A 13,973-nucleotide genomic window follows, 5' to 3' on the forward strand; every position below is an offset into this window, starting at 1 on the left:
CTACTGCGGCACCTGGAAACCGCCGATCCGCTCTTCCAGCAGTGCGGCCAGGCGCAGCGGCGTCCGGTCTTCGAACATCGGGCCGACGAGCTGCACGCCCACCGGCAGCCCTTCCGGGGACAGGCCCGCGGGCACGGCGGTGGCGGGCAGGCCGGGCATGGTGGCCAGACCGGCCCAGACGAGCTGGTCGAAGAACGGGTACTCGACGCCGTCGATGTCGATCCGGCAGGCCAGCAGGTCGGGGGTGTGGTCGTGCGGGAACGCGGGCGTCGGCGTGACCGGGCAGACCACGGCGTCGAACTCGGCGAAGAACTGCCGCCAGCCGTGCCGGTGGAGTTCGCGGCGGTGGTTCAGCTGGAGCCAGTCGCGGTGGGTGAGCACCATTCCGCGCAACCGTGACGCGTCGAGGCTTTGGTCGGCCGGGCTCAGTCCGGCGGCGCGGGTCTGGAGTTGCTCGTACGCGTCGACCGGGAAACGCGCTACCGAGCCGGAGAACAGCAGCTGCGTGTAGAGCGTCGCGGCCTCTTCCAAGTCGGGCAGCAGCGGGCTGTGTCGTTCGACTTGGGCACCAGCGTCCGCGAGTGCGTCGGCGACTCGGTGCACCCCGGCTCGGACCGCGGCTCCGGTCGGGATGAACGGGTGGTCCTCGAGGATCAGGACCCGGCAGTCGCTCAGCTTCTCGTGGCGGGCGGGAGGGAGGGCCAGTTCGTGCGCCACGCCGTAGGTCAGCGGGTCCGGTCCGGCCATGACGTCGAGCAGGAGCGCGAGGTCGCGGGCGGTGCGCGCCATCGGGCCGACGACGGCGAGGTCCAGGTCGACCGGCAAGGCGGGGGTGTCGGGCAGGACCATCCCGCGGTTCGGCACCAGGCCGAGGGACGGTTTGTGCCCGTAGACCCCGCAGAAATGCGCGGGGGTGCGCAGCGAGCCGCCGATGTCGGAGCCGATGGACAGTGCGCCGAAGCCCGCCGCCAGAGCCGCTGACGATCCGCCGGAGGAACCGCCTGGCGTGCGGTCGTGGTCCCAGGGGTTGTTGGTGGTGCCGTACACCGGGTTGGAACTCTGCAAGCCTTGAAGTCCCAGAGGCACGTTGGTTTTGCCGAGGATGACCGCGCCCGCGGACTTGAGCCGCGCGACCTGGACCGCGTCCTCGGCCGGCCGGAAGCCCCGGTGCTCCGGCAGGCCCCAGGTCGTGGGCAGGCCGGCGACGTTGTAGCACTCCTTGACCGTCACCGGAATCCCGAGCAGCGGCCGATCTTCGCCGCGGGCGCGGGCCTGGTCGGCCTCGCGGGCGGCGGCGCGGGCCCGGTCGAAATCCGGCACGCAGATCGCGTTGAGCGCCTTGTCTTCCCGCTCGATGCGGTCGATCGCCTCGTCGGTCAATTCCGCTGAGGACACTTCACCAGTATGCAAAGCGGCCGCGAGTTCTTCGGCCGAGTCAAAGTTCCGCTCCATGAATTCGACCGTAATGGACACTCGGCGGAGCCATAAAAACTGAATTCGCGCAACGGGTCAGCGGTCCCAGAATCCTTGCTTCTCCAGCAACGCCACCGCGCGCTCGCCCGCGTCCGCGAGGTGTTTCTCGACCAGCGTGCGCGCCCGGGCGGCGGAGCGGGCGGACAATGCGGCCAGGATCAGCCGGTGGTCGTCCCGCGCCTTGACCGGCCAGTCCTCGTGTGCCTCGTAAAAACCGTGCGACACGGTTTTGGCGAGAATGCCGAGCAGCGACAGGAGGCGGCGCGAATCGGCGGCGTAATTGATTCTCCGGTGGAACTCGTAGTTCAGCCGTTCCTGGTCGGCACGGTCCACTGCGGACTCCATCCGGTCCGCGAGATCGTGCAGCGCCTGCAGGCTTCCTGGGGTCAGGTTTTTCGCCGCGCGTTCGGCGGCCAGTCCGGACACGACGCCGAACACGCGGTAGTGGTCGCGGATGTCGTCGCGGGTCAGCCGGGCGACGAACGCGCCCCGGCGGGCGATGTGCTCCACCACGCCCTCGTGGTCGAGGGTGATCAACGCTTCCCGGACGGGCAGCTTGCTGATGCCGAGTTCGCCGGCGAGCGCGTCCTGGTCGATCTTCGCCCCGGCCCGCAGCCGGCCGGAGAAAACCCGACGCCGGATCTCCTGCGCCGCCATCGCGTTGAGGTTCGCCGGACCAGCGCGACGCGACCCGGCGCCCGTGGACATCGCCACCGCCTGCTCCCCTCCACCGCCCGCTGGTTCGGATCAAGTATTACACGACTGGGCATGCATGCCGTCTCCGCTTACGAGCGCCCCCCACGCCACGAACCTCCCTCCGACCAGCGGGAACACCGGCAACGCGGCGCGTCCGGCAGTGTGAGGCATTCGATGATTTCTGATAAACTATTTTCTGCGCCAGCCCGGTAGGCCATAGTGGGACCCATGGCAGCAGCGGTGACCCCCGAGGACTTCCGGCCCATCCTGGACCTGGTGCGCGACTTCGTCCGCACCAAGGTCGTCCCGCGCGAACAGGAAATCATGGACGGCAACGCCATCCCCGACGACCTGCGCGCACAAGCCGCGGAGACGGGCCTGTTCGGGTACGCGATCCCGCAGGAATGGGGCGGACTCGGACTCGACCTCACCCAGGACGTAGAGCTCGCGATGGAATTCGGCTACACCTCGCTGGCGCTGCGGTCGATGTTCGGCACCAACAACGGCATCGCCGGGCAAGTCCTGGTCGGATTCGGCACCGACGAACAGAAAGCGCAGTGGCTCGAACGCATCGCCACCGGCGAAGTCGTCGCCTCCTTCGCCCTCACCGAGCCCGGCGCCGGGTCCAACCCCGCCGGACTGCGCACCAAAGCGGTGCGCGACGGCGACGACTGGGTGCTCGACGGGCAGAAACGCTTCATCACCAACGCACCCCTCGCGGACCTGTTCGTCGTCTTCGCCCGCACCCGCCCCGCCGACGACTCCGGACCCGGCATCGCGGTGTTCCTCGTCCCCGCGGACACGCCCGGGCTGCAGGTCGGGCCCAAAGACAAGAAAATGGGCCAGGAAGGCGCCTGGACCGCCGACGTCACCCTCACCAACGTCCGCGTCCCCGCCTCCGCACTCGTCGGCGGCAACGAAGACGACGGATACCGCGCCGCGATGACCTCCCTCGCCCGCGGACGCGTGCACATCGCCGCGCTCGCCGTCGGATCCGCGCAACGCGCACTGGACGAATCCCTCGCCTACGCCGCCTCCGCGACCCAAGGCGGCCAGCCGATCGGCGACTTCCAGCTCGTCCAAGCCATGCTCGCCGACCAGCAGACCGGAATCATGGCCGGACGCGCCCTGGTGCGCGAAACCGCCGCCCGGTACGTGTCCGGCGAGGACCGGCGGATCGGGCCGTCCGCGGCGAAGCTGTACTGCACGGAGATGGCGGGGAAGGTCGCCGACCTCGCGGTGCAGATCCACGGCGGCACCGGATACATGCGCGACGTCCCCGTCGAACGCATCTACCGCGACATCCGCCTCCTGCGCCTCTACGAAGGCACCAGCGAAATCCAACGCCTCATCATCGGCAGCGGCCTCATCCGCCAAGCCAAGAAGGCACAGAAATGACTAGCCGCGCCGCCACGCGAGCGCGGGAAGCGGCGACCCTGTTGTTCGTCCCGGGCGACCGGCCGGAGCGTTTCGGCAAGGCGATGGCGGCCGGGCCGAGCCTGGTCGTGCTCGATCTGGAGGACGCGGTCGCGCCGGAGCGCAAGGAGTACGCGCGGGAGCAGGTCGTCGCGTGGCTCGAGGAGAACCCCGAGTGCGCGGTACGGGTGAACGCCGCCGGCACCCCCTGGCACGACGAAGACCTCGCCGCGCTCAGGAAACGCCGGTGCACCGTCATGCTGCCGAAAGCCGAACCGGCGACGACACGGGCCGCGGCTGAGCAGCTCGGGGTCCTGCCGGTCGTGATCGCGCTGGTCGAAACCGCGCGCGGAGTGCTGGACGCGCGGGACACCGCGGCCGTCCCGAACGTGCAGCGCCTCGCGTTCGGCAGCTTCGACCTGGCCGCGGAACTCGGCGCCGATCCGGCCGACCGGGACGCGTTCGTCGCCGCCCGGAGCGCGCTCGTCCTCGCCTCCGCCGCAGCGGGGCTGCCCGGGCCGATCGACGGCGTCACCGCAGACCTGGACAACGAACTGCACCTCACCGACGAAGTCCACTACGCGCGACGGCTCGGGTTCACCGGAAAGCTGTGCGTGCACCCGAAACAGGTGCCCGTCGCCGCCGCGGCGCTGCGGCCGACGCGCGAGGAAGTCCGCTGGGCACAATCGATCCTGGACGCCGCCAGCACGGGCGGGGCGGTCGCAGTGGGCGGGCAGATGGTGGACAAGCCGGTGCTGGAACGGGCTCAGCGCGTGCTGCGGCAGGCACGGGAAGGGAACGGGCGATGACGCTCAGCAGTTGGTCGCCCTGGTCGCGAAGCACGAGTGGGTTCGGCCGCGGGTGCGGGAATTCGAGGCCGACGACGTCTACCCGGCCGAGTTCATCGACGAGATGAAGAAACTCGGGTTCTTCGGGCTGCTCGCCCTGTCCGAAACCATGTGCATCCGCGGCGGACAAGGCCTCGCCGCGGTGTTCGAACGGGTGTCGGAGTGACCCGGGTTTCGCCGGATGAACCCTGCACTGCTGGCCGGACTGCTCGGCTGGTTTCTGCAGCGCACCGGGGAGGTCTTCGTCGCGAAGCCCGACTTCCCGTGGGCGGCACCTGATCCTGCAGAGGAATGCCGAAGGCGGTCGCGGACGTCGAGGCGAAGGAGATCATCGAACGCGTCCTCCCCGGTTAAGGCCCACAGAGAGCGGCTCGAGGCAGCGGGTCCGCCTCGAGCCGGGCCAGGTGGTTACTTCTGCGCGGCTTCCTTGCTGACGCCGCTCGGTCCCTCGTAGGTGCGGTCGGGCAGGCCGCGCAGCACCTCCAGGGTGCCGGAGTCCGCGCCGTTCCGTTCGGCCGCTGAGACCAGGTCGTCTCGGGTCGCCGGGTAGTCGACGCCTGCCAGGTCTTTCTGCAACTGGATCGGGTTGAGTTCAGCCATGGGCCTTCGCCTACCCGCCCGGTCCGCGAGCAAACACCCGCCGGTCCGGGTTTATGGCCGTCCGGGGCGGCAACCCGTCCGGTGACCGCGCCCCCGACGAGGAGACCGGACATGACCGCACCCGGGCCCGAACCGGACGAAGTGCCGGGCCTCGAACCGGGCGGCTCCGTGCCGCCCGGCGACACCCCGCCCGACGCCGGGCAGACTTCGGGACTCTCGCATCCGCAGCCGATGCCGTCGCGCAAACTCCCCGTGGCGTGGCTCGTCGCGGTGGCGGTCCTCGTGCTCGGGGTGGCCGCGTTCTTCGTGCTGCGCGCGCTCGACTGGTGGTAGCCAAGCCGTTTGCGCGTGATCTCCGCCGGGAATTCGCGCCGCGAGGTGATGGATGTGGTGCGAACCGACGTGCCGGCGAGGATGGACCGGCTGCCTTGGTCGTCGTGGCATTGGCTGATGCTCGTCGGGCTGGGCACGGTGTGGATCCTCGACGGGCTCGAGGTGACCATCGTCAGCGCGCTGTCCGACCGGCTCACTGAACCCGGCGGCGGCCTGGTCCTTTCCGCGACCCAGGTCGGGCTGGCGACCTCGTGCTACGTCACCGGCGCGGTCTGCGGTTCGCTCGTCTTCGGCTACCTGACCGACCGCTGGGGCCGGAAACGGCTGTTCCTGCTGACGCTCGGGCTCTACCTGCTGGCCACCGTGCTGACCGCGGTTTCCTTTGCGCCGTGGTGGTTTTTCGTGATGCGGTTCCTGACCGGAGCCGGCATCGGCGGGGAGTACGCGGCGATCAACTCCGCGATCGACGAACTCGTGCCGGCCCGCTGGCGCGCGACGGTCAGCCTGGCGGTGAACGGCTCGTACTGGTTCGGCGCGGCCGGCGGCGCGGCGCTCAGCCTGGTGCTGCTCGACGTCGGCCTGATCCCGGCCTGGCTGGGCTGGCGGCTGGCCTTCGGGCTGGGCGCGGTGCTCGGCCTGTTCATCCTGATCGTCCGCCGGACCGTCCCGGAAAGCCCGCGCTGGCTGTTCACCCACGGCCGCGCCGACGAGGCCGACCAGGTCGTGACCGGGATCGAAGACCGGGTTCAGAGGGCGACCGGTGAGCGGCTCGAACCCGTCGACGACACCATCGAGGTCGAGGAGCGCACGCGCACCAGCCTCACCGAAGTCGCGGTGACCCTCGTGCGCAGCTACCCGAGACGGACGCTGCTCGGGCTCGCCCTCTTCGTCGGGCAGGCATTCCTGTACAACGCCGTCTACTTCACCCAGGGCCTGGTGCTGAGCCGGTTCTTCGGCATTTCCAGCGGGTCCGTCGGGCTCTACCTCGTCCCACTCGCCCTCGGCAGCTTCGTCGGCCCGCTGGTCCTCGCGCGGTTCTTCGACTCGATCGGCCGCCGCCCGATGATCGTCACCAGCTACCTGGGCTCTGGCGTGCTGCTCGTCGCGACCGGCCTGCTGTTCCAAGCCGGAGTGCTGTCCGCGCTCACCCTGACGATCGCCTGGTGCGCGGTGTTCTTCCTCGCTTCGGCCGGGGCCAGCTCCGCGTACCTCACGGTGTCGGAGATCTTCCCGCTCGAAGTGCGCGCGCTGGCGATCGCGATCTTCTACTCCGTCGGCACCGGGCTCGGCGGGATCATCGGCCCGGTGCTGTTCGGCAGCCTGGTCGAAACCGGCGTCGTCGGCAACGTGGCCTTCGGCTACTACCTGGGCGCGGGCATGATGATCGCGGGCGGGATCGCCGAGGCGGTTCTGGGCGTCAAGGCCGAACGGCGCTCGCTCGAATCGGTCGCGGAGCCGTTGTCGGCCAAGGCAGCGGCGTGATGACCGCGCCAGCCCGCCGGATCGCGGGGGCGCACCGTCATCGGCGCCGGGACGCCGCCGACGCGGTGCCGTGGTCGCTCCGGGTCGCCGCGGCGGCCAGCTGGCGCTTCCTGGTCGTGCTGACCATGCTCGGCGTCATCGCGTGGACTCTCGGCTACCTCGCGGACGTCACCGTGCCGATCGGGATCGCCCTGCTCCTGTCGGCGTTGTTCGCGCCGCTGGTGGAGCGGCTGGTGCGCTGGCACGTGCCCCGCGCGCTGGCCACCCTCATCGCGATCATCGTCGGGCTCGCCGTGCTGGGCGGGGTTCTGACCCTGGTGATCACCACGGTCACCGCGAGCCTGCCGCAGCTGGGCAACCAGGTCGGGGCCAGTCTCGCGCGCATCAACAACTGGCTGCAGCACGGACCGCTGCACCTGCCCCAGCTGCAGCAGCTGCTCGACAAAGCGGTCAGCGCGATCCAGGGCAACACCGCCGAGCTCACCACGCGCGTGCTGTCCACCGCCGCGACCGTCGGCGGCGTCCTCACCGAGATGCTGCTGACGCTTTTCGTGCTCGTGTTCTTCCTGTACAGCGGCAATCAGGTGTGGCATTTCCTGCTGAAGATCGTGCCCGCCGCCACCCGCGACGAGATCGACGTCGCCGGCCGCCGCGGGTTCGCCTCGCTGGTCAGCTACGTGCGCGCGACCGTGGCCGTGGCCTGTGTGGACGCGGTCTGCATCGGACTGGGCATCTGGCTGGTCGGGGTCCCGCTCGCGGTGCCGCTGGCCGCGCTGATCTTCATCGGGGCGTTCGTGCCGATCCTCGGCGCGGTGGTGACCGGCGCGGTCGCGGTGCTGGTCGCGCTGGTCGCCAACGGATTCGTCGCGGCGGGGATCGTGCTCGCCGTCGTGGTCGCGGTGATGCAGCTGGAAAGCCATGTGCTGCAGCCGTTCCTGCTCGGACGGGCGGTCCGGCTGCATCCGCTGGCCGTCGTCGTGGGCATCGCGCTCGGCCTGGAAATCGCCGGGATCGTCGGGGCGCTGCTCGCGGTGCCGATCCTCGCCGTCGCCAAGGCCGCGCTCGGCTCCCTGCAGCGCGACCCGCGGCTGGATCCGGTCGACATCGACCCGCTGCTGCCCGGCAACGCCCGCGCCACCGGTTCCCGCCGATCAAGGGTTTCGCGCGTGCGAAGGCGGGTAACCGCACGTCGGAGGGACTCTGATGACGAGCTTGATGACTGACGACGCCGAAAGCCGCGGCCTGGCCACTTCGACCGGTGCCGCAGTCGACGACGCGCTGGACGGCGCGCCGCAGCGAAGGGGACCGCTCGAACGCGGCGTTCCGCTCCCCCGTCCCGCGCCGCCGACAGTTTCCGCGACGCTGCACCGGCTTTCCTCGATGGCGTCTCTGCGGGCGTGGGAACAACGTTCGACTCCCGCGTTGATGCACCAAGCGATCCTGGACGGCGTGAACGCCCGCCATGCCGCCGAAGCGGCGCACCTGAGCGTCGCCGAGGCTCACGTGCGGTGGGGTGCCTGGGCGGCCCAACGGCTGGCCCCGCAGTACCCCGGCATCGCGGCGGAACTGTCGGTGCAGCAATTCCTCAGCGTGCACGCGGCTTTCGCCACCGCGCTCGCGGGAGAAGACCAGCGCTAACCGCGTAAATCCGCCTCCAACGCGGCTGCGGTCGCGCGCAGCGCCGCCACCAGCGTCGGCAGCTGATCCTTCCGGTACCGCACGCTCGGCATCGACACCGACAACCCCGCGACGACCACTCCGTCCGGCCCGTGCACCGGCACGCCGACCGCCACCACTCCGCGTTCGGAGCGGCCCTGGTTGAGCGCGAACCCGCTGCGGCGCACGCGAGCCAGGTCCGCCCGCAGCTCGGCCGGGTCCGGGCGCTCGCCGGGTTTGTCGACCGCGTACAGTTCCTCCACCTGTTCCGGCGGCAGTTCGGCGAGCAGCAGCAGGCCGGCCGTCGTCTGATGGACCGGGAACACCATCCCTTCGCGCGAACCGACCCGCAACGCCTGCGAGCACTCGACGCTCGCGATGAACCGGGCCGTGTCGCCGGTCCGGACCGTCAGGTTCACCGACTCGTCCAGCAGGTCCACCAGCCTCCGCAGGTGCGGAAGCGCCGCCGCGCGCAGCTTCGACGCGGCTGATTGCGAGTGCGCGGCCAGCTCCAGCACCGGGCCCACCCGGTAAGCGCGGTTGGCGTCCTGGACGGCGAAATCGCGGTACACGAGCATCGCGAGCAGCCGGTGCGCGGTCGAGGGCGCGACGCCGATCCGCTCGGCCACCTCGGAGACCGTCAACGGGCCTTCGAGCTGCAGCATCGCCGCGATCCGCAGGGCGTTGTCGACGCTGGCCACCGCGTACGGCGGCGGCGCTTTGAACCGTTTCTCCATCCGGCCGCCTTTCCGCACACCAGAATCCCGTTTTCCGCAGACCGGGACGCGCCCACCATAACCCCATGCCCAGCACACCAGCGCCAACTCCCGTCCAGCTCGCCGCGGTCGACGCACCGGACCAGCCCGCGGTCACCCCCGCCCTGCGGAACCTCTACCGCGGCTTCGAACAGGAGCTGCTCGTTCCGTTGTGGACGGAGATCGGCGACCTGATGCCCGCGCACCCGCGGTCGCGGGCGGTGCCGCACCGGTGGCGGTGGGAGAACCTGCTCCGGCTCGCCGAGCAGGCGGGCGAGATCGTGCCGGTCGGACGCGGCGGGGAACGACGGGCGATCGCGCTCGCCAACCCGGGGCTCGGCGGCCGTCCGTTCGCGACTCCGACGCTGTGGGCCGCGATCCAGTACCTGCTGCCCGGCGAGGACGCGCCCGAGCATCGGCACACGCAGAACGCGTTCCGGTTCGTCGTCGAGGGCTCGGGCGTGTGGACGGTCGTCGGCGGCGACGCGGTCCCGATGCGCCGCGGCGACTTCCTGCCGCAGGCGGGCTGGAACTGGCACGCGCACCACAACGCCACGCGCGAGCCGATGGCCTGGCTGGACGGCCTCGACATTCCGTTCCAGTACGGCATCGACGCGCAGTTCTTCGAATTCGGCCGCGAAGCCATCAGCGAGGCGGAGCGGATCACGCCGGAGCGGTCTCGGTCCGAACGGCTCTGGGCGCATCCGGGCCTGCGGCCGCTCTCGGCCGGCGCCGTCGCGCCGGGTTCGCCGTTGCTGGCCTACAAGTGGGAGCACACCGACGCCGCCCTGTCCGACCAGTTGCAGCTGGAGAAAGAGGGCTACGCCGGAACGGTCGAACCAGGCCACGCGGCTGTCCGGTTTTCCCATCCGCACGACGGTTCCGACGTGCTGCCGACCATCCGCGCCGAGTTCCACCGCGTGGCCCGGGGCACCGAGACCGCGCCGGTGCGCGAGACCGGCTCGTCGGTCTGCCAGGTGTTCGACGGCTCCGGCACGGTGACCGTCGGCGACGCCTCGTGGGCGGTTTCGCGCGGGGACCTGTTCGTCGTCCCGTCGTGGCAGCCGTTCTCGGTGAAGTCGGAGGCCGGTGCGACGGATTCCGACTCCGGCGCCCTCGACCTGTTCCGTTTCTCGGACGCGCCCGTGTTCGAGGCGCTCCACCTCAACCGTCAGGAGACCCTCCGATGAAGCTCGCCACCCTGCGCGTCGACGGCCGCACCCGCGCCGTCCGCCTCGACGGAGACCTGCTGGTCGACCTCGGCTGTCCCGACCTCGGCGCGCTCTTCGCCCAGGACGGCTGGGAGGCGCGCGCCGCCCAGGCGACCGGCCGGACCTGGCCCGCCGAGGGCGCCGGCCTCGCCCCGGTCGTGCCGAATCCGTCCAAAGTGGTCTGTGTCGGGCACAACTACACCAACCACATCAGGGAAATGGGCCGCGAGCTGCCCGCGTACCCGACGCTGTTCGCTAAGTTCGCCGACACCCTGACCGGGCCGGCCGACCCGATCGTCAAACCGGCCGAGACCGACGCGCTCGACTGGGAGGTCGAACTCGTCGTCGTGGTCGGCAAAACCGTCCGGCGCGCGAACGAGGACGAGGCCGCGGCGGCGATCGCCGGGTTCACTGTCATGAACGACGTCTCGGTCCGGGACTGGCAGTTCCGCACCGTCGAGTGGACGCAGGGCAAGATCTGGCAGTCCTCGACGCCGGTCGGCCCGTACGTCGTCACGCCGGACGAGGTCGGCGGCGTCCGGCCCGCGCTCGAGGTGAAGACCACTGTGGACGGTCGCGTCATGCAGCACGACGACACCGGCACGCTGCTGTTCGACCCGGTGCACCTGGTGCGGTACGTCTCCACGATCGTCCAGCTCAACCCGGGCGACCTGATCGCGACCGGCACGCCCGCCGGAGTCGGCCACGCGCGCGACCCGAAGGTCTACCTGACCGGCGGGGAAACCGTCGTCACCGAGGTGGCCGGGATCGGCGCGTGCGTGAACCAGATCGTGAAGGAATCCTGATGGCCGCCGGCGCCGCGCGGGACTGGGCCGCGTTCGGGACCGAGCTTTTCCTTACCCACGCGAAAGAACTGTCCGGACCCAGCGCGCTCCCGGGCTGGACCCGCAAGCACCTCGCGGCGCACGTCGCGGCCAACGCGGACGCTCTCGGGAACCTCGTGCACTGGGCGCGGACCGGCGAGCGCACCCCGATGTACACCTCGCCGGAGCAGCGCAACGCCGACATCGAGGCAGGCTCGCAGCTGCCCGAAGCCCAGCTCACGTCCTGGCTGCAGGATTCGGCCCGCTCGCTGGAGTCCGCGATGGCATCGCTGACTCCGCAGCAGTGGCAGGCCGAGGTGGTCACCGCACAGGGCCGGACGGTTCCCGCCGCCGAGATCCCCTGGCTGCGGGCCCGCGAAGTCTGCGTGCACGCGGTCGACCTCGGCTCCGGGCTGACGTTCGCAGACCTGCCGGAGGCGTTCCTGTCCGCGCTCGTCGCCGAAATCCAGGCCAAACGCGGTCTCGACCGGCTGCCGGACGGCCCGCTGCCCGACGTCGCGGCATACCTGGCCGGGCGGCCGCATTCGCTGACCGGGGTCCCCGGCCTCGGCCCCTGGCTGTGAGGAGAACCCCATGGACACCCCTGACGTGCTCGTCGTCGGCGGCGGGATCGGCGGGCTGAGCACCGCGTTCGCGCTGTCCCGGCTCGGCGTGGCGGTCCGGGTGCTGGAACAGGCGAAGGAGTTCGGCGAGGTCGGGGCCGGCATCCAGCTCGCGCCCAACTGCACCCGGATCCTCGACGCCTACGGCCTGCTGGACACCGCGAAGGCCCGCGGCGTGGTCCCGGACCGGATGGTCATGCGCGACGCCGTCGACGGCCGCGACCTGACCGCGCTCGACCTGCGCGACCTCGAACGCCGCTACGGCTTCCCGTACCTGGTCATCCACCGCAGCGACCTGCACCGGCTGTTCCTCGACGCCTGCCGGGACGCTGGCGTCGAACTCCTCACCGAGCAACGGATCGTGTCGTACACGCCGGACCCGGCGACCGCGGTCGCCGCCGACGGAACCGTCCACAGTGCACCGGTCGTCCTCGCCGCCGACGGCCTGCATTCGGTGGCCCGGAAGCACTTCGCGGACGACCAGCCGGTGTCGTCGGCCTATGTCGCCTACCGCGGCACCGTGCCGATCGCCGAGGTCGGCCGTCCGGTGGATCTGTCCGAGGTCGTGGTTTATGTCGGCCCGCGCTGCCATTTTGTCCACTATGGACTCCGCAGCGGCGATTTGCTCAATCAGGTAGCCGTTTTCGAGTCGCCGAAAGCCGTGGCGGGCCTGGCCGACTGGGGCACGCCGGACGAACTGGACACCGCGTTCGCCGCCACCTGCGACGAGGTGCGGGCCGGCATTCCGCGGATGTGGCGGGACAAGTGGTGGCGGATGTACGACCGGGACCCGATCTCGACCTGGGTCGACGGCCGGCTCGCCCTGCTCGGCGACGCCGCGCACCCGCCCCTGCAGTACCTCGCCCAAGGCGCGATCATGGCCGTCGAGGACGGCTGGGTGCTGGCCGAACACGTGAAACGGCTGGGAGACTGGGACGGTGCGCTGGCCGCCTACCAGGCAGTCCGCACCGAACACTGCCGCCGGGTCGTGCTGACCGCCCGGGCCTGGGGAAATCTGTGGCATCTGGACGGTGTCGAGCGGGAACAGCGCAACAGCCTGCTCCGTGCCCGGGCTTCGGACGACTACTCGTTCACCGATTGGCTGTACGGCCCGACAGCCCTGTTCCCCGAAGACGAACCGGCGATGTTCGAGCCGATCCCGCTGTCCACAGCGGACGATTTGACTGCCACCCGATGACCAGGACCGGCGGTGAACGACCCGTTCGCCGCCGGTTTTTTCGTTCACCCCAGCTTCTCCGCCAGCCGCCGGCAGCCCTCCACCAGCGCCACCGCGTGCTCGTCCCGCTGGGCCTTCGTCATCCGGCCGGTCGGCGCCGCCACGCTCAGCCCGCCCAGCAGCGGACCGTCTGGGCGGGCGACCGCGCAGCCGATCGAGCTGACGCCGTCCTCGCTCTCGCCCGCGTTCAGCGCGTAGCCACGCCGCCGGATCCGCTCGATCTCCGCCAGCAGCGCGCTGCGGCTCGTCATCGTCTTCGTGGTGACCTGGCCGAGCACTTCGTCCGGGTAACGCTGCGCGATCTGGTCGTCCGGCAGGTGCGCGAGCATCGCCTTGCCCAGGCTCGTCGCGTGCGCCGGGAGGGTGCGGCCCACCCGGCCGGACACCCGCAGCGCCCGGTCGCTCTCGAGCACGTCCAGGAAGCGCACCTGATTGCCTTCCAGAGAACCGAGATGCACGGTCTCTCCAGTGGTTTCCCGCAGCCACTGCAGCACCGGCCGCGCGACCGCGCGCAGGTCCATCTGGTTCACCACGGACAGCCCGATCTCGACCAGCGCCGGCCCGGCGCGGTACACGCGGCTGGCCGGGTCCTGGTCGACGAACCCGTGGTGGACGAGCATCGCCATCAGCCGGTGCGCGGTCGACTGGCCGACGCCCAGCGCGTCCCGCGCGTCGGAGAGCCGGAGTTCCCTGGTGGCGCTGAACATCCGGAGCAGCCGCAGCGCGCGGTCCACGGATTCGATCGGGTACTGGGGAGCGGGCCGCGCGGGACCAGATGTCTGCATAGCAGACATCGTATCCGGACCAGGGAGTTTCCTG

The 13,973-nt window shown here is 70.7% G+C and carries 16 protein-coding genes; 11 read left to right on the plus strand and 5 right to left on the minus strand.

Annotated features, from left to right (window positions below):
* Together F9C12_RS02940 and F9C12_RS02945 are read right to left on the minus strand one after the other, a co-directional pair.
* Positions 1–1,452 (minus strand): amidase, encoded by a 1,452-nt coding sequence (locus F9C12_RS02940; protein ID WP_409464643.1) that lies wholly within the window; start codon positions 1,450–1,452, stop codon positions 1–3.
* 57 nt (positions 1,453–1,509) lie between these two features.
* A complete protein-coding gene (locus F9C12_RS02945) occupies positions 1,510–2,181 on the minus strand; it encodes a GntR family transcriptional regulator (RefSeq protein ID WP_409466955.1) in 672 nt (223 codons plus the stop codon).
* Between the two features lie 216 nt (positions 2,182–2,397).
* Between F9C12_RS02945 and F9C12_RS02950 the strand changes: the two genes are divergently transcribed.
* The 3 genes from F9C12_RS02950 to F9C12_RS02960 are packed head-to-tail and all read left to right on the plus strand — an operon-like array spanning position 2,398 to position 4,599.
* Entirely contained in the window at positions 2,398–3,567 is a 1,170-nt protein-coding gene (locus F9C12_RS02950; RefSeq protein WP_409464644.1) for an acyl-CoA dehydrogenase family protein, read from the plus strand.
* Complete coding sequence (locus F9C12_RS02955) at positions 3,564–4,394, plus strand: HpcH/HpaI aldolase/citrate lyase family protein (RefSeq protein WP_409464645.1); 831 nt, start codon at positions 3,564–3,566, stop codon at positions 4,392–4,394. Before F9C12_RS02950 ends, F9C12_RS02955 begins: the two co-directional genes overlap by 4 nt.
* A 10-nt stretch (positions 4,395–4,404) precedes the next feature.
* The gene (locus F9C12_RS02960; RefSeq protein ID WP_409464646.1) at positions 4,405–4,599 is read left to right on the plus strand and encodes a hypothetical protein; all 195 of its coding nucleotides are present in this window, start codon (positions 4,405–4,407) and stop codon (positions 4,597–4,599) included.
* Positions 4,600–4,841: 242 nt separating this feature from the next.
* Here the strand turns inward: F9C12_RS02960 and F9C12_RS02965 are convergent, their stop codons facing one another.
* The gene (locus F9C12_RS02965) at positions 4,842–5,033 is read right to left on the minus strand and encodes a DUF2795 domain-containing protein (RefSeq protein ID WP_409180439.1); all 192 of its coding nucleotides are present in this window, start codon (positions 5,031–5,033) and stop codon (positions 4,842–4,844) included.
* A 111-nt stretch (positions 5,034–5,144) separates the two neighbouring features.
* Between F9C12_RS02965 and F9C12_RS02970 the strand changes: the two genes are divergently transcribed.
* The 4 genes from F9C12_RS02970 to F9C12_RS02985 are packed head-to-tail and all read left to right on the plus strand — an operon-like array spanning position 5,145 to position 8,486.
* On the plus strand, positions 5,145–5,366 hold the full coding sequence (locus F9C12_RS02970) for a DUF6480 family protein (protein WP_409180440.1): 222 nt from the start codon (positions 5,145–5,147) through the stop codon (positions 5,364–5,366).
* 48 nt (positions 5,367–5,414) lie between these two features.
* Positions 5,415–6,848 carry an MFS transporter gene (locus F9C12_RS02975; protein WP_409464647.1) on the plus strand — a complete coding sequence of 478 codons (1,434 nt, stop codon included), beginning with the start codon at positions 5,415–5,417 and terminating at the stop codon, positions 6,846–6,848.
* On the plus strand, positions 6,848–8,071 hold the full coding sequence (locus F9C12_RS02980) for an AI-2E family transporter (RefSeq protein ID WP_409180442.1): 1,224 nt from the start codon (positions 6,848–6,850) through the stop codon (positions 8,069–8,071). Before F9C12_RS02975 ends, F9C12_RS02980 begins: the two co-directional genes overlap by 1 nt.
* Complete coding sequence (locus F9C12_RS02985; RefSeq protein ID WP_409464648.1) at positions 8,064–8,486, plus strand: hypothetical protein; 423 nt, start codon at positions 8,064–8,066, stop codon at positions 8,484–8,486. The genes F9C12_RS02980 and F9C12_RS02985 overlap by 8 nt, the downstream gene beginning before the upstream one ends.
* Here the strand turns inward: F9C12_RS02985 and F9C12_RS02990 are convergent.
* Positions 8,483–9,241: an IclR family transcriptional regulator gene (locus tag F9C12_RS02990; protein ID WP_409180444.1), complete on the minus strand. Its 759-nt coding sequence runs from the start codon at positions 9,239–9,241 to the stop codon at positions 8,483–8,485. The two genes, F9C12_RS02985 and F9C12_RS02990, sit on opposite strands and share 4 nt — an antisense overlap.
* A 65-nt stretch (positions 9,242–9,306) precedes the next feature.
* On the opposite strand from F9C12_RS02990, the gene F9C12_RS02995 reads away from it, so the two are divergent.
* Genes F9C12_RS02995 through F9C12_RS03010 form a run of 4 tightly spaced genes read left to right on the plus strand, consistent with a single transcriptional unit; the run spans position 9,307 to position 13,115 of the window.
* Positions 9,307–10,449 carry a cupin domain-containing protein gene (locus tag F9C12_RS02995; RefSeq protein WP_409464649.1) on the plus strand — a complete coding sequence of 381 codons (1,143 nt, stop codon included), beginning with the start codon at positions 9,307–9,309 and terminating at the stop codon, positions 10,447–10,449.
* A complete protein-coding gene (locus F9C12_RS03000) occupies positions 10,446–11,276 on the plus strand; it encodes a fumarylacetoacetate hydrolase family protein (protein ID WP_409464650.1) in 831 nt (276 codons plus the stop codon). Before F9C12_RS02995 ends, F9C12_RS03000 begins: the two co-directional genes overlap by 4 nt.
* Entirely contained in the window at positions 11,276–11,878 is a 603-nt protein-coding gene (locus tag F9C12_RS03005) for a maleylpyruvate isomerase family mycothiol-dependent enzyme (RefSeq protein ID WP_409464651.1), read from the plus strand. Before F9C12_RS03000 ends, F9C12_RS03005 begins: the two co-directional genes overlap by 1 nt.
* A gap of 10 nt (positions 11,879–11,888) precedes the next feature.
* Positions 11,889–13,115 (plus strand): FAD-dependent monooxygenase, encoded by a 1,227-nt coding sequence (locus tag F9C12_RS03010; protein WP_409464652.1) that lies wholly within the window; start codon positions 11,889–11,891, stop codon positions 13,113–13,115.
* A gap of 44 nt (positions 13,116–13,159) precedes the next feature.
* Here F9C12_RS03010 and F9C12_RS03015 read toward each other — a convergent pair whose 3' ends face one another.
* On the minus strand, positions 13,160–13,939 hold the full coding sequence (locus F9C12_RS03015) for an IclR family transcriptional regulator (RefSeq protein WP_409180449.1): 780 nt from the start codon (positions 13,937–13,939) through the stop codon (positions 13,160–13,162).
* Positions 13,940–13,973: the final 34 nt, after the last annotated feature.

It is taken from the genome of Amycolatopsis sp. GA6-003, from assembly GCF_046267895.1.
Classification (GTDB): domain Bacteria; phylum Actinomycetota; class Actinomycetes; order Mycobacteriales; family Pseudonocardiaceae; genus Amycolatopsis.

Coding starts and splice junctions, on each gene's coding strand:
- F9C12_RS02945 (WP_409466955.1), bottom strand. CDS start 2,181: ATGTCCACGGGCGCCGGGTCGCGTCGCGCTGGTCCGGCGAACCTCAAC.
- F9C12_RS02985 (WP_409464648.1), top strand. CDS start 8,064: ATGACTGACGACGCCGAAAGCCGCGGCCTGGCCACTTCGACCGGTGCC.
- F9C12_RS02980 (WP_409180442.1), top strand. CDS start 6,848: ATGACCGCGCCAGCCCGCCGGATCGCGGGGGCGCACCGTCATCGGCGC.
- F9C12_RS02975 (WP_409464647.1), top strand. CDS start 5,415: ATGGATGTGGTGCGAACCGACGTGCCGGCGAGGATGGACCGGCTGCCT.
- F9C12_RS03015 (WP_409180449.1), bottom strand. CDS start 13,939: ATGCAGACATCTGGTCCCGCGCGGCCCGCTCCCCAGTACCCGATCGAA.
- F9C12_RS02965 (WP_409180439.1), bottom strand. CDS start 5,033: ATGGCTGAACTCAACCCGATCCAGTTGCAGAAAGACCTGGCAGGCGTC.
- F9C12_RS02990 (WP_409180444.1), bottom strand. CDS start 9,241: ATGGAGAAACGGTTCAAAGCGCCGCCGCCGTACGCGGTGGCCAGCGTC.
- F9C12_RS03000 (WP_409464650.1), top strand. CDS start 10,446: ATGAAGCTCGCCACCCTGCGCGTCGACGGCCGCACCCGCGCCGTCCGC.
- F9C12_RS03005 (WP_409464651.1), top strand. CDS start 11,276: ATGGCCGCCGGCGCCGCGCGGGACTGGGCCGCGTTCGGGACCGAGCTT.
- F9C12_RS03010 (WP_409464652.1), top strand. CDS start 11,889: ATGGACACCCCTGACGTGCTCGTCGTCGGCGGCGGGATCGGCGGGCTG.
- F9C12_RS02970 (WP_409180440.1), top strand. CDS start 5,145: ATGACCGCACCCGGGCCCGAACCGGACGAAGTGCCGGGCCTCGAACCG.
- F9C12_RS02995 (WP_409464649.1), top strand. CDS start 9,307: ATGCCCAGCACACCAGCGCCAACTCCCGTCCAGCTCGCCGCGGTCGAC.
- F9C12_RS02955 (WP_409464645.1), top strand. CDS start 3,564: ATGACTAGCCGCGCCGCCACGCGAGCGCGGGAAGCGGCGACCCTGTTG.
- F9C12_RS02950 (WP_409464644.1), top strand. CDS start 2,398: ATGGCAGCAGCGGTGACCCCCGAGGACTTCCGGCCCATCCTGGACCTG.
- F9C12_RS02940 (WP_409464643.1), bottom strand. CDS start 1,452: ATGGAGCGGAACTTTGACTCGGCCGAAGAACTCGCGGCCGCTTTGCAT.